The sequence below is a fragment of the Mycobacteroides salmoniphilum genome (assembly GCF_004924335.1).
GTDB lineage: Bacteria > Actinomycetota > Actinomycetes > Mycobacteriales > Mycobacteriaceae > Mycobacterium > Mycobacterium salmoniphilum.
Window position 1 is genome coordinate 3,981,907 of record NZ_CP024633.1, and the last position, 13,559, is coordinate 3,995,465.

The window sequence follows — 13,559 nt, forward strand, 5'->3', positions numbered from 1 at the left end:
GCAACTCCAGTGACCCGATTTACCATTCCGCACAAATGAGTGAACAGATGGCTAATCAGCAGCTGGAGCCCCTCTTTGTGACCTCAGCGCCCAACCGCCAACCACAGTGGTGTCGGTCATAGCGAGAAGCAGCTCAGCTGGCCATGTTCGCCGGTGGCCTCCGCCGCGGTACATCCAGAAAGCAAACCAGCTTGATTGCTCGGTGACATTCGGCCTCCACTTCCCCCGCCGCGGACCGGAGCCTGGATGGATCCGCATTTTTGCCAAGACTGCGAAGTTGGAGTTCGCAAGGCGCGTAGGCTGGTCAGCGTGTCCAAAACGTATGTTGGAGGGCGCCTTCGTCAACTCCGGAGCGAACGCGGGTTCAGTCAAGCCGCGCTCGCCCAGATGCTGGAGATCTCCCCGAGCTATCTGAACCAGATCGAGCATGACGTTCGACCACTTACCGTCGCGGTATTGCTGCGTATCACCGAGGTGTTCGGTGTCGACGCGACGTTTTTCTCGTCCCAGGACGACAGCCGCCTCATCGCCGAGCTGCGCGAAGTGGTGCAGGACAAGGACCTGGACATCGACGTCGATCCCGCGGAGATCGCCGATGTGGTCGCCGGGCATCCCGCGTTGGCCCGTGCCATGGTCAACCTGCATCGGCGCTACCGGATCACCACTACGCAGTTGGCGGCGGCCACCGAAGACCGCTACACCGACGGCAGCGGCAGTGGTTCGATCACCATGCCCCATGAAGAAGTACGTGACTACTTCTATCAGCGGCACAACTATCTCCATGAGCTCGACACCGCCGCCGAAGACCTGACGGTTCGGATGCGCATGCACCGGGCGGACCTGGCCAGGGAGATCGCCGACCGGCTCACCGAGGTGCATGGCGTGCACATCGCCCGGCGCATCGATCTCGGTGAGAGCGTCCTGCACAAGTACGACCCCGGAGCCAAGACACTCGAGATCAGCAATCACCTCTCCGGCGGCCAACAGGTTTTCAAGCTGGCCACCGAGCTGGCCTATCTGGAGTACGGCGACCTCATCGACACCATGGTCGACGACGGCAAGTTCACCTCGGAGGAATCACAGAAGCTGGCGCGCCTGGGCCTGGCCAACTACTTCGCCGCTGCCACGGTCCTTCCCTACCGTCAGTTCCACGGGGTGGCCGAGGATTTCCAGTACGACATCGAACGGCTTTCCGCGTTCTACTCGGTGAGCTACGAGACCATCTGTCACCGGCTGTCCACCCTGCAGCGCCCCTCGATGCGTGGGGTCCCGTTCTCGTTCGTGCGGGTTGATCGTGCCGGAAACATGTCCAAACGTCAGTCGGCGACCGGTTTCCATTTCTCCTCCAGCGGTGGCACCTGCCCGCTGTGGAACGTCTACGAGACCTTCGGCAACCCGGGCAAGATCTTGGTCCAGGTGGCGCAGATGCCCGACGGGCGCAACTACCTGTGGGTGGCGCGCACCGTCGAACGGCGCGCGTCACGGTACGGCCAACCAGGTAAGACGTTCGCGATCGGACTGGGTTGCGAGTTACGGCACGCGCACCGCCTCGTCTATTCGGAGGGTTTGGATCTGTCCTCCGAAGGTGCGACCACGCCCATCGGCGTGGGTTGTCGTGTATGCGAGCGCGACAACTGCCCCCAGCGCGCCTTCCCGGCACTCGGGCGGGCACTGGATCTTGACGAGCATCGCAGTACGGTGTCGCCATACCTTGTTCAGCAAGAAGGAGCCCGACAGTGAGTGATGAGCCGCTTGCGCGAAGAGCAGACCGTGCCGATGGCCGTATCCCATCAGGTGGTCTGCGTGAGCTCGGACCGGTCAACTGGGTGATTGCCAAGGGCATGGCACGCGCGATCAGCGTGCCGGAGATGCACCTGGCGACCACGCTCGGGCAGACGGGCGTCCGATTCTGGCCGTGGCTGGCATACTCCGGTGCGATTCTGCGCGGCACCAAACTCTCTGCCCGCGATACCGAAGTGGTCATCCTGCGCGTGGCCCACGTACGCCAATGCGAATACGAACTACAGCACCACACCCGCATCGCCAAGAGCGCCGGTATCGATCCCGCGTATCAGGAGCGGATCTTCACCGGGGCCGGCGCCGAGGGACTCTCCGACAAGGAACGCGCACTCATCACCGGTGTTGACGAGATCCTCACCACCAGAACACTTTCCGATGCAGCGTGGGAGGGACTTTCGAAGTTCCTGGACCGCCGTCAGCTCATCGGCTTTTGCCTGCTCGTCACGCAATACGACGGCCTCGCCGCCACCATGTCGTCGTTGCGCATCCCGCTGGACCACTGACGTACCCGCGGTGTGCGCTACCGGTCCAGCAGCGCCGTGTGCTGCGCGGAGTAGCGCTCCCCGGATGCAGGTGCCAAACCATCTAGCCGGGCAAGCTGTTCCGCCGACAGCGCGGCGTCCACCGCGCCCGCGTTCTCTTCTACGCGCGCGGCCTTAGTGGTCCCGGGAATCGGCACGATGTCCTCACCGTGAGCCAGCAGCCAGGCCAGTGCAACCTGCGCCGGAGTCAGGCCGGCTTCGGCGGCGACCGCCTGCACCTGTTCGACAAGGGCCAAGTTGGCGTCGAGGTTGTCCGCGCTGAACCGCGGCAGGTTCTTGCGGAAGTCACCGTCCGAAAGCTGATTCGCCGACTGGATGGCACCCGTCAGGAAGCCCCGGCCCAGTGGTGAATACGGCACGAGCCCGATGCCCAACTCCCTCAGGGTCGGCAGCAGCTCCGACTCGACGTCGCGGGTCCACAGTGAGTACTCCGACTGCACCGCGGTGACCGGGTGTACCGCGTGTGCCCGGCGCACCGTGGCCGCAGAAGCCTCGGACAGTCCGATCCGGCGGACCTTGCCCTGGCCCACCAAATCCGCCAACACCCCTATCACCTCTTCGATGGGCACCCTGGGGTCGACGCGATGCTGGTAGTACAGGTCGATGTAATCGGTATCAAGGCGGCGCAACGAACCCTCGATCGCGACAACGATATTCGCCGGCGAGCTGTCAGGGCTGAAGAGCGCGCCGGTGCTGTGCGACACCAGCCCGAACTTGGTGGCCAGCACCACCTCATCCCTGCGGCCCGCGATGGCCTTGCCCACAAGCTCCTCGTTGGCATAGGGGCCGTAGATCTCGGCGGTGTCGATGAGGGTCACACCGAGATCCAGCGCCCGTCGCAGCGCCTCAATCGAGGCCTGCTCGTCGGGGCCCGCATCCGAACCAAGTGGCTGGTAGCCGGAGGACATCGACATGGCACCCAAGCCGATTCGCGATACCGACAGGCCACCGATCTGTGTGTATTTCATGTCAACCCTTCTTCTGTCCCACTGCGGCAGTCGGGGCGCCATTGACCGACTCGGTGTAATACGCAACCTTGAAATCGACAACCTTGAGATCTTCGGTGAGCCGCTCCATGGCGGCCATAATTCGCACACGCTGCGCGAACAGCAGCTCCAGGCGCTCGGCATGGGTCTCCTCGCCGCCCTCCAACAGCTCGATGAACCGCCGCATATCGCGCACCGGCATGCCCGTGCGACGCAACCGCAGCATCAGCTGGACACGCTCGATATCGTCGTCACTGAATCGGCGGCGACCACCACCGTCTCGCGGTACCCGGGGGAACAAACCCTCGCGCTCGAACCAGCGCAGCGCGTCGATCGACAGCCCAGTCCGTTGGGCAACGTGCGAGATGGGAAACCCTCCACGCTGCGGTTCACTTGTGCTCACAGAGCCACGGTAGAACCTGGAGTCGACTCCAGGTCAAGTGGGAGATACGCGCAGGGCGAGCCCTAAGTCATCGCAGGTACCGGCCGCGGCGTCGCAGGTGCCGTTGACACGTTCTTGATGCGACCTCACCATCGGAATATGCGCTTGGCCCCGGACTGTAGGTAGGCGTGCAATTTCGTTTGCGCGCTGCCTGTTTCAGTCCATTTTCCGCCAAGCGAAGGTATTTCCCGCATGTCCGCTCCCGCTCACCAGCTCACCGTCAACGGCAGATCCCTTCAGAACAGCGAGTCCCACGGACTCGAGCGCGACGCCGTCGGCTCCTGGGGAGTCTTCGCTCAGGGATTGGCGGCCGCAGCGCCCAGTGTCGCGGTCGCGACGGTGCCGTTTTCCCTGTTCGTGGCGGCCGGTAAGGGCGCGGCCTGGGCGGCGGTGATCGGCCTGGTGGCGGTGATCCTGATCGCCACCACCATCAGCTTCCAAGCCAAAAGGACGGTGTCCTCGGGCTCACTCGGGACATACGCCGGCAACGGACTGGGCCCCGGTGCGGCGTATGCCGCCGGTTTCAGCCTGCTCATCGGGTACATCACCTTCGCCACCACGGGGACTCTTGGCGGCGTGCTGTACTTCGAATCCTTCCTCGACGCGATCGGAATCCACTCGGAGACAACCGCGTTCAAACTCGCGCTGGTGGCAGTGGTCGTCGCGGTCGCCGTCTATCTGCCCTACCGCGGCGTGTCCATCTCGGCCAAGTATGAGCTCGTCTTCGAAATCATTGCCACCACACTTATTCTCATCATCATTGTGGCCTCGTATGTCAGCTACGGCTGGCGCATCGACACCGAGCAGTGGGCGCTGTCCAACCTCGGCAACAGCACCACCTTCATCGCGGCGGTGACCGCCGTCGGCGCGTACGCCGGGTTCGAGAGCGTCGCATCCCTGGGCGCAGAATCGCGGGACGCACACCGCACCATCGCCCGCTCATTGCTACGCGTCGTACTGATCATCGGCGTGCTGTACATCCTGGCCACCTACCCGCAGATCCTGCAGTTCCGGAACATCGACGGCGACAGCGCGATACTGCCTCAGGTCGCCACGAATTCCGATGTGGCATGGGCGATCTACCCGATAAGCCTGGCGGTGGCCATCGCGTTCGTCGTGTTCGTCACCGCAGTCATCAACTCGGCGGCGCGGGGGCTCTTCACCCTCGCCCACGAAGGAGCACTCCCGGCGACCCTCGCGCGAGTGCACCCTGTCTACAAGACCCCCGTCGCCGGCATCTTTCTCATCGGAATCATCGCGGTGGCCTTTTCCGTGACCGCCACGCTCAGCTCGGTGGGCCGCTTGGTGTTCGATGTGTACGGAAACTACGTGGCCAACTGGGGCTTCCTCACCAGTTACCTGCTCGTGGTGGTGGCCACCCCAATCTGGCTGTACCGCATCAAGGCACTTACCCCGGCCCGGCTCGCGGTATCGGCCGCAGCCACCCTGGCCATCGGGTACGTGATCTTCAGCAATTTCTATCCGGTGCCCACGTTCCCGTTCAACATCCTGCCACTCATCTTCGGTGCGATCCTGCTCGCCGGACTGTTGCGCTACTGGTATCTGCGGGCGCGACGGCCAGACGTCGCCGCCCGGATCGGCTCTATCCAAACGCTTTCCGAATCCGAGAAGCAGCGGTTGGCAGACCTCGGCATCCTTGAGGTACTCCACGAGGAACCGGCCGCCGAACCCGAGCCCGCCACGCCCAGTGATTCAGGAGTTCTCGTCAGATGACTGCCGCCACCACGTCACCAGTCCTTGCCTACCAAGGGGCCAGCGATACCGACTTCGCCGCGTGGACGCGGATCGCCGAGCGTGTCGCCAACGAGCTGGCGGCCACCACACTGGAACGAGACCGCGCCAACCAAAATCCCGTCGCCGAGATCGCGCTGCTACGCGAGCACGGCCTGCTGTCCTTCGCCACCGCCCGCGAATTCGGTGGCGCCGGAGGAAGTCTGACCCAGGCGCTACAGCTCAGCCGGATCATCGCGGCCGCCGACGGCTCCATCGGTCAACTGCTTGCCTACCACTTCTCCAACGGCGTATGGACGCACATTCTCGGGTCGCCGGCTCAGCGCGAGCACATCGCGCGCGGTGTGGGCGAGCAGGGCTGGTTCCAGGGCAGTGTCAGCAATCCACGTGACCCGGGCATCACGGTGACCCGGACAGACGAGGGCTATCGGGTCAACGGCACGCGGACATTCGCCACCGGGGTCGCGGTCGCCGACCTGATCACCGTGCTGCTCTACGAAGAGGAGCCGATCAATGCGATCATCCCCCGTGACCGAGAAGGCCTGCGGTTCAACGACGATTGGGACAACCTCGGACAACGGCTTACCGCAAGCGGCAGTGTCGAATTCGACAATGTGCTGCTCCGCCATGACGAGGTACTCACCGGCCTTGTCGAGTACGGTGACGACCGCGAGTATCGGGATGGGCTGCGGGCGTTGTTCAGCCAGCTGATCTTCGTACACCTGTACCTCGGGATCGCCGAGGGCGCACTCGCCGCCGGCGTCACCTACGTCAGAGACAAGGGCCGTCCGTGGCCCGAGGCGCACTCCACGGAGGTGACCGAGGATCCGTACCACCAGCAGCTGCTAGGGCGCCTGTCGGCCGGTATCGCCGCGGGAATCGCCCTCGGCGACGCGGTGACCAAGGAGTTCGAACAGATCCTGGCAGCCGATCGAGGGCTCACCGCGGCTCAGTGGGGCGCGGTGGCCATCCGGGTGGATCAGGCCAAGTCCGTCGCCACCGAGGTGTCCTTGGATGTGACACACAACATCTTCCAGGCCACCGGCGCTCGGTCGACAGCCAATTCGGTTGGACTGGATATTTATTGGCGCAACGCACGCACACACACCACCCACGATCCGCTGCCCTACCGCCAGCGTGAGATCGGGCGGTACCTGTTGACCGATGAGTGGCCGTCACCACGCAGCCTCACGGGCCTTGGGCGCCTCGCCGCTACAACACAGGGCAAGGGATCGTGACGGATATCCGCTTCCTACAGACCTCCGCGGAGCGTGAGGGTGCCTTCAGGGTGTTCTGGAGGGCCATGGTCGGCTTGCCTCCCCTGGGCGATATCGCGACCGACCAATTGCTGGAAGCGGGAAGATATCTAGGTGCTTTCGACGATGCGGAGCTCGTCGGCGGAGCCGATTCCTACACCAGCTGGCTCACCGTCCCCGGCGGCGCACGGGTTCCGCACGCCGCTGTCACACATATCGGTGTGCTGCCCACCCACACCCGGCGCGGAATACTCACCTCTTTGGTCACCCGGCAGCTCACCGATATCGCCGGACGTGGAGAGCTCGTCGCCAGCCTGCGCGCCTCCGAGGCGGTGATCTACCGCCGCTTCGGCTATGGGGCCGCGACCAGCAGCGCAACGTACCGCATCCAGCGACGGCGGGCAGTGGCGCACAGCCTCATTGACGCCGGGCCCATCACTTTGCTCGATACATCCTCCTCACCGGAGCAACTCGCCGCGATCTATGAACGTGCGGCGTGGACCGGGGCGGTGGCACGTCCGCCATATTGGTGGCGGCTGCACGAACTATTCGACGCCTCCGACCCGGTGAAGCCTTACGTGGTCACTCACGCCGAGGGCTATGTCAGATATCGGCCGCGGGACACTTCCGAATGGTTCGCCAGCGACACCCGGACAATATCTGTCGATGATCTTGTCGCACATAGCGATAACGCCTACCGTGCACTAGTTGGCCACCTATTGGATCTGGACCTTGTCGATGTCATCGAACTCGGCCCGCGCCCCATCGATGACCCTCTCCCCCACCTGCTGACCGACCCCCGCGCGGTGGCCGTCACCGGTGTCCGCGACGAGACCTGGCTCCGGTTGGTCGATGTCGAGGCGGCATTGGCAGCGCGCACGTACGCGGACACTGCACCCGTGGTGATCGAGGTCCGGGATGACCTGCTGCCACACAACTCGGCACGGTTCGCCATAGGTTCCGACAAGGTCCGTCGCACCCAGCACACCCCTGATGTGTCACTCGATGTCGCCGCCCTGGGGTCGATCTATCTCGGCGGCAACTCGTGGACGCAACTGGCACGTGCCGGCCTGGTATCCGCGCAGTCAACGGGGGCCATCAGCGCGGCGGACGCCCTGTTCTCCACCGGTGCACAGCCCTTCGCCGGTACCAACTTCTAGGAGAACCTGTGTCAGATGGTCTTCGCGCAAGCGGCTCATCGGTGTCTGATGGTCTTCGCGCAAGCGGCTCATCGGTGACTGACCGCCAGCTGCACCTCCTTGCCTTCGGCAACGTGCGCTCGGGCGGCGCGTGGCGACTTCCCGGCGTACGGAACGGCCCGGCCAACCAGCTCGACACGTTGGTTGCCACCGCGAGAGCAGCTGAGGCGGCCAAGTTCGACGCCATCTTCTTCGCCGACGGCCTCAACTTCGGCCCGGAGGCTACCTGGGCCCACAAGTCCACCGAGGACTTCGAACCGCTCACGGCCACCTCATACCTCGCTGCGGTCACCGACCGCCTGGGCCTGGTAGTCACCGGATCCTCGACCTTTCAACCGCCGTATCACCTGGCGCGCCAACTGCTATCGCTCGATCATCTGAGCGCGGGGCGCGCGGGATGGAACCTCGTGACGAGCTTCGCGCAGGCGGCCGCCGCCAACTTCGGCGAGCGGGGCTTCCTCCCACACGACGAGCGCTACCGACTGGCGGAAGAGACGCTTCAGGTGGTGAAGGCCCTATGGCATTCGCTCGAAACGGATGCTGTCATCGAGGACCGCGCCACGGGAATTTACAATGATGTCCACAAGATTCATGTCGCCAACCACGAAGGCGAGTTTCACAAGGTCAAGGGACCGCTCGGCGTCACACCCTCCCGCCAGGGACGTCCGGTGATCTTTCAGGCCGGATCATCCACCACCGGAAGGGCCTTCGCCGCCAAACATGCCGAGGTGGTCTTTACCGGGCAGACCGACATCGACCGCGCCAAGAACTTCTATCAACAACTCCACCGGGAAGCCCGCGCTGCCGGACGAACCACCGCCCCGTTGATCACCCCCTCCCTCGGCGTCGTCGTCGGCTCCACCGAGGCGGAGGCACATGCCGTGGAAAGCACTGTCTACGAACACTTCATCCCCGAATACCAGGCGGGGTGGCTCCTCGAAGTGGATGTCAACGTCATCGGAGCCGACCTGGACGGTCCGGTGCCGGCGTCCGCATTCCCGGAGAGCACCGAGACCCATCAAACCGCGCTGGCCGGATACAAACACCTTGCCACCGTGGGCAATCCGACGGTCCGGGAGTTCCTCTACCGTACGTTGAACGCGTTCGGTACGAGGTTTGTCGGCTCCGCTGAGCAGGTAGCCGATCAGATCGAACTGTGGTTCATCGAAGGTGCGGCCGACGGGTTCATTCTGAGCACATCGGGACTACCTGGCCAATTCGAACTATTCACCGAACAGGTCGTGCCAATCCTGGTGCGTCGCGGCATTTTCCGCGCCGAATACACCGGGTCCACATTGCGCGAGCACTTGGCCTTGCCCTGGCCGGCCCCGCAGCGCGCACCGGTCCTTCTTGCCCATTAGTCCTGGGCGAGCACCTCACGCAACGTGCCGTCCGTGACGTCGTAGACAAATCCCCGCACACTGCCTGTGCGTGGAACAAACGGGTTGGCCTTGATCCGGGCCACCGACTGTCGGACGTCCTCGTCCAGATCGGTGAAGGCCTCGGCAGACCAGGGCGGCTTGATCCCCGTCTCGTCCTGAATCGAACGCTTGAAGGCATCGTCGGTGAAGGTCAGCATGCCGCAATCGGTGTGATGGATGAGAATGATCTCCTCGGTGCCCAGCAGCCGCTGCGAGATGGCCAGTGACCGGATCTCGTCCTCGGTGATCACACCTCCCGCGTTGCGGATGACGTGAGCATCGCCCTCGTGAAGACCAAGCAGTCCATACGGATTCAGACGCGCATCCATGCACGCGACAATCGCAATCTTGCGGCCGGGAGGTAGTGGCAGATTGCCCTTGTCGAAGTTGGCCGCATAGGCCTGCGCGTTGTCCAGCAGTTCGTCAGTGGTCGACATGGCGCGAAGCTACGCGCGAGCATATATTTGGTCAACGGTTACGAGCGGTCTGATCCCAGATGTGATCGCACACCTTCAACAAGTACTCACGGACAGATCCGTGCGGCGGATGCCAACCGCCGTTCAACTCGGACATTGCATCGCGAACCAACCCACGGACCTCGCCGTCCGGCCCGACAGCAAGCAGTTCGCCGGGCGCAACAGCGAAGGGCACGGCAGAGCTCGAACCCACGATCTGGAGCACCGACGGCCGCTCGCGCGTTCGAGGTCCGAACATGGCCACGCTTTTACGTTCGAGTTCGTCATGGAACTCCTGCGCGCTGAGAATTCCTTCCCGCCAACGACTCCCGTCAAGGATCTGTTCTATGGATAACACCTCGCCGATGTAGCTGCTGGTCAATCCGTTGGCGGCCGCCAACAGTTCCCGATGTTCGGAATCCAACGCCGCACCGAGATACGATGTCAGCAAGTTCAATTCGGACTGACTGGCACCGGGACGACGCTGCGCAGGGGTCACGGACTTAACACGCGCTGTCAGCTCAGCGAGCTTAGCGACGATCTCGACCATCGTCGGTGGTGACGGGCGGATATCGCGCCCCCAGGTTCGGGCGTGGGGACCCATCTCCTGCTCGGCCAGGTACATCCCTTGCTCAAGATTCTCGTGATGTAGATAGGAGTACAGATCCGGCCACATCGTCCGCGAATCGATGTCGAGCCGGAACACACTTCCCCCTCGTGCTTCATCGGACTGCCCGGTGTAGAGATAGAGGCAGCCGGCATAGCCGTTGCCGGTATCGGCGATCGGCGCGAACTGGGTCGAATCGTCGGCGACACCCAGGTCTTCGGCGGTATCGGTCTCATCAAACCACTGCGCGATGGTGCGAGCAGTCTCATTCCAACGATCGCCGACACCAATATCGCTGGTGCCCAACAAGTTCGTACTGAAATGATAGCTCTCCCAGCCATTAGCCACACCGAGGAACTCACGGTACTGCGGATCTAACGGGCGGCCGAGCCGTTCCTCGGCATCGTGAAGTTGTTCCTCAGTAGCACCAGGATTGGGGTGGGTCACCGGATACAGACCGTCGTCCACCGAGGCATGCCGCCGCTTGTTATCGATCATTGCGTCGAGTAATTCACGCCAGGCCTGAATTCCCACCGGTTCCGCCACGTTCCCCCCTTTACCGCCCAGCAGATTACGACGGGCCCCCCAGCCCGCGACAGATCAGAAGTTGATCATGTGCCCCGCGAGTCCGTGGAACGCCTCCTGCAGCGCCTCGGACAGCGTCGGGTGCGTGTGCACGTTGCGGGTCAGTTCGTTGACCGTGAGGTCCCACTTCTGTGCGAGCGTCAGCTCGGGCAGCAGCTCGGAAACATCGGGACCGATCAGGTGTCCGCCGATCAGCTCGCCGTACTTGGCGTCGGCGATCAGCTTCACGAAACCGGTCGGGTCCGCGAGGCCGTGTGCCTTGCCGTTCGCGGTGAACGGGAACTTGGCCACCTTGACGTCGTATCCCTCGGCACGAGCTTGCTCCTCGGTGAGCCCGAAGCTGGCGACCTGCGGCTGGCAGAACGTCGCACGGGGCATCATCCGGTAGTCGCCGAGCTCCAGCGTCTCGGCGCCGGCAATGGTTTCGGCGGCGACAACACCCTGCGCCTCGGCAACGTGCGCCAGCTGCAGTTTGGAGGTGACATCACCAATGGCGTAGATGTGCGGCACGTTGGTACGCATCCGCTCGTCGATGGCGATGGCGCCGCGGTCGGTGAGCGCGACACCGGTCTTATCCAGGCCGAAGCCCTCGACGTTCGGGGCAAAACCGATGGCCTGCAACACCTTGTCGGCGACGAGCTCGCTTTCCTGCCCGTCCTTGCTGACCTTGACGCGAACGGGACCGCTGCCCCCTTCATCCTGGATCGATTCGACCTTGGTGCCCGTGAGGATCTTGACGCCCAGCTTCTTGTACTGCTTCTCGATCTCCTTGGACACCTCGGCGTCCTCATTGGGCAGTGCGCGTGGGAGGAACTCGACGATGGTGACGTCCACGCCGTAGTTCTTGAGGACGTAGGCGAACTCCATACCGATGGCGCCGGCGCCGGCGATGATGATCGATCCGGGGAGCTCGCGGGTCATGATCTGCTTCTCGTAGGTGACCACGTTCTCCGAGAGCGCGGTCCCGGGTACCAGCCGCACGCTGCTACCGGTGGCGATGATCACATTGGCGAAGGTCAGCGTCTCCGTCGAGCCATCGGCCTTTTTCACGGCGAGCGTATTGGCATCGGTGAAGGTGCCCACACCCTCGTACTCGGTGATCTTGTTCTTTTTCATCAAGAAGTGCACGCCGGCCACGCGACCCTCGGCGACCTTGCGGCTGCGGTCGAACGCGGCACCGAAATCGAAGGTGGCCTCACCACTGATGCCGAATGTCTTGGCTTCCTTGGTGAAGATGTGGGCCAGCTCCGCGTTGCGCAGCAGCGCCTTGGACGGGATACACCCGACATTGAGGCAGACCCCGCCCCAATACTTCTCCTCGACGATGGCTGTAGTCAGACCCAACTGGGCTGCGCGAATGGCCGCGACATAGCCACCGGGACCTGCTCCGAGAACGACGACGTCATAGTGTGCAGTCACGCACTCCACCCTAGTAGGACGACCTCAGGCGGGGAGCGTCAAGCCCGGTCTCGGTACTGAATACCCCAACTGCGCAGCGGTTCCGGGCACAGTGACTGCACCCCGGGCACCGAGGGTGCGGTGCACGCCACATAGCCGTACTTGACTCCGGCAGCCGCCACCGAGATCGCGGGCGCCGTCAACACGGCAAAAGCGAGGGCGACAACTATCGGGAGCGGTTCAGCCATGGCCAGCAGCAGCGCGACCACCACGCAGACAAACACCCAGATCAGCACGTAGGTGACGGCGACTGTCCGGTCGTTCGGCAGCAGAGTCTCGAACCAGTGCTGGTAGAGCAGCAGCCCGACCGCGCCGGCCGGAATCCATACCGCCAGCAACAGCAACAGCAACACCCAGCGCTTCAGGAAGGCGGGTTCCCGCTCCGCGGGTACCCGTACCGGCTTCGCCGGCTCGTCGGCGACAATCGGAACCGCGCCGGTATAGGGGTCGGGCGTCATCGATTCAGCCGAGGTGATCGGCATCGCGCCGGTGTGGTCGCTGCCAACGTCGAACGCCGCAGTCAGTGGCAACGCATCGGTGTCGATGCGGCCGGTGGTTACCAGATCTTCGTCATCCTTGAACGCCGAGAACGCGGTGAAGGTGGCGGTATCCAAACCGTCTCTGTTCCTACCGCCATCGATCGGCACGGCCAGCGGGTCGGCGAGGTCGCCCTCGACGATGCTCGGCCTCTCCGTGCCGTCCACGAGCTCGGTCTCAGCACTCGTCTTTTCGACGGTGTTTTCTGCATTTTTGTCAGACACTGTGAATCACCTGTATCGCCGCAAGAATCCCGAACCACCCGGGAGAAATCGCCAGTACGAATGCCGCCAGGGCCGTCATCCATTTACGCGTGGACGCGATCAAGATGAAGAACCCGATCAGGCTGGGTACCGCGACGACAACGCCAATGAATAGGTCGGGCCGCACTGGTTCGTGCACGATGAACACGCTAGACATCCCAGCGACAAGTCCAACTGCTATCCCCAGCAGCATCGCGCTAGCTACAACCTGCGCGCGTGGCAGTGGTATCACGAGAAAACTCCTGCTCGGTGTTCT

General features: G+C 63.4%; 13 protein-coding genes. 6 read left to right on the top strand and 7 right to left on the bottom strand.

Annotation, left to right across the window (positions count from 1 at the left end):
- Positions 1-309: 309 nt before the first annotated feature.
- Together ramB and DSM43276_RS19815 are read left to right on the top strand one after the other, a co-directional pair.
- Complete coding sequence (gene ramB / locus DSM43276_RS19810; protein ID WP_078328051.1) at positions 310-1,740, top strand: acetate metabolism transcriptional regulator RamB; 1,431 nt, start codon at positions 310-312, stop codon at positions 1,738-1,740.
- Positions 1,737-2,303, top strand: a complete 567-nt coding sequence (locus tag DSM43276_RS19815; protein WP_078328052.1) for a carboxymuconolactone decarboxylase family protein — start codon at positions 1,737-1,739, stop codon at positions 2,301-2,303. The genes ramB and DSM43276_RS19815 overlap by 4 nt, the downstream gene beginning before the upstream one ends.
- Positions 2,304-2,320: 17 nt before the next feature.
- Here the strand turns inward: DSM43276_RS19815 and DSM43276_RS19820 are convergent, their stop codons facing one another.
- Complete coding sequence (locus DSM43276_RS19820; protein ID WP_078328053.1) at positions 2,321-3,310, bottom strand: aldo/keto reductase; 990 nt, start codon at positions 3,308-3,310, stop codon at positions 2,321-2,323.
- A gap of 1 nt (position 3,311) precedes the next feature.
- Positions 3,312-3,731, bottom strand: a complete 420-nt coding sequence (locus DSM43276_RS19825) for a MerR family transcriptional regulator (RefSeq protein WP_078323223.1) — start codon at positions 3,729-3,731, stop codon at positions 3,312-3,314.
- 231 nt (positions 3,732-3,962) lie between these two features.
- Here DSM43276_RS19825 and DSM43276_RS19830 point away from each other — a divergent pair, with 231 nt between their 5' ends.
- From DSM43276_RS19830 to DSM43276_RS19845, 4 genes are read left to right on the top strand one after another with little or no spacing between them, the layout of a single operon-like run.
- On the top strand, positions 3,963-5,504 hold the full coding sequence (locus DSM43276_RS19830; protein ID WP_078328054.1) for an APC family permease: 1,542 nt from the start codon (positions 3,963-3,965) through the stop codon (positions 5,502-5,504).
- Positions 5,501-6,760 carry an acyl-CoA dehydrogenase family protein gene (locus DSM43276_RS19835; protein WP_078328055.1) on the top strand — a complete coding sequence of 420 codons (1,260 nt, stop codon included), beginning with the start codon at positions 5,501-5,503 and terminating at the stop codon, positions 6,758-6,760. Before DSM43276_RS19830 ends, DSM43276_RS19835 begins: the two co-directional genes overlap by 4 nt.
- Positions 6,757-7,938, top strand: a complete 1,182-nt coding sequence (locus DSM43276_RS19840) for a GNAT family N-acetyltransferase (protein WP_078328056.1) — start codon at positions 6,757-6,759, stop codon at positions 7,936-7,938. Before DSM43276_RS19835 ends, DSM43276_RS19840 begins: the two co-directional genes overlap by 4 nt.
- Positions 7,939-7,979: 41 nt before the next feature.
- On the top strand, positions 7,980-9,338 hold the full coding sequence (locus DSM43276_RS19845) for an NtaA/DmoA family FMN-dependent monooxygenase (protein WP_078328057.1): 1,359 nt from the start codon (positions 7,980-7,982) through the stop codon (positions 9,336-9,338).
- Here the strand turns inward: DSM43276_RS19845 and DSM43276_RS19850 are convergent.
- Genes DSM43276_RS19850 through DSM43276_RS19870 form a run of 5 tightly spaced genes read right to left on the bottom strand, consistent with a single transcriptional unit; the run spans position 9,335 to position 13,535 of the window.
- The gene (locus DSM43276_RS19850; protein ID WP_078328058.1) at positions 9,335-9,835 is read right to left on the bottom strand and encodes a beta-class carbonic anhydrase; all 501 of its coding nucleotides are present in this window, start codon (positions 9,833-9,835) and stop codon (positions 9,335-9,337) included. The genes DSM43276_RS19845 and DSM43276_RS19850 overlap by 4 nt on opposite strands.
- Positions 9,836-9,866: 31 nt before the next feature.
- A complete protein-coding gene (locus DSM43276_RS19855) occupies positions 9,867-11,006 on the bottom strand; it encodes an SMI1/KNR4 family protein (RefSeq protein ID WP_078328059.1) in 1,140 nt (379 codons plus the stop codon).
- Positions 11,007-11,060: 54 nt separating this feature from the next.
- The gene (gene lpdA, locus DSM43276_RS19860; protein ID WP_078328136.1) at positions 11,061-12,464 is read right to left on the bottom strand and encodes a dihydrolipoyl dehydrogenase; all 1,404 of its coding nucleotides are present in this window, start codon (positions 12,462-12,464) and stop codon (positions 11,061-11,063) included.
- Positions 12,465-12,502: 38 nt separating this feature from the next.
- Complete coding sequence (locus tag DSM43276_RS19865; RefSeq protein ID WP_078328060.1) at positions 12,503-13,264, bottom strand: hypothetical protein; 762 nt, start codon at positions 13,262-13,264, stop codon at positions 12,503-12,505.
- Complete coding sequence (locus DSM43276_RS19870; protein ID WP_109555898.1) at positions 13,257-13,535, bottom strand: putative holin; 279 nt, start codon at positions 13,533-13,535, stop codon at positions 13,257-13,259. Before DSM43276_RS19870 ends, DSM43276_RS19865 begins: the two co-directional genes overlap by 8 nt.
- Positions 13,536-13,559: the final 24 nt, after the last annotated feature.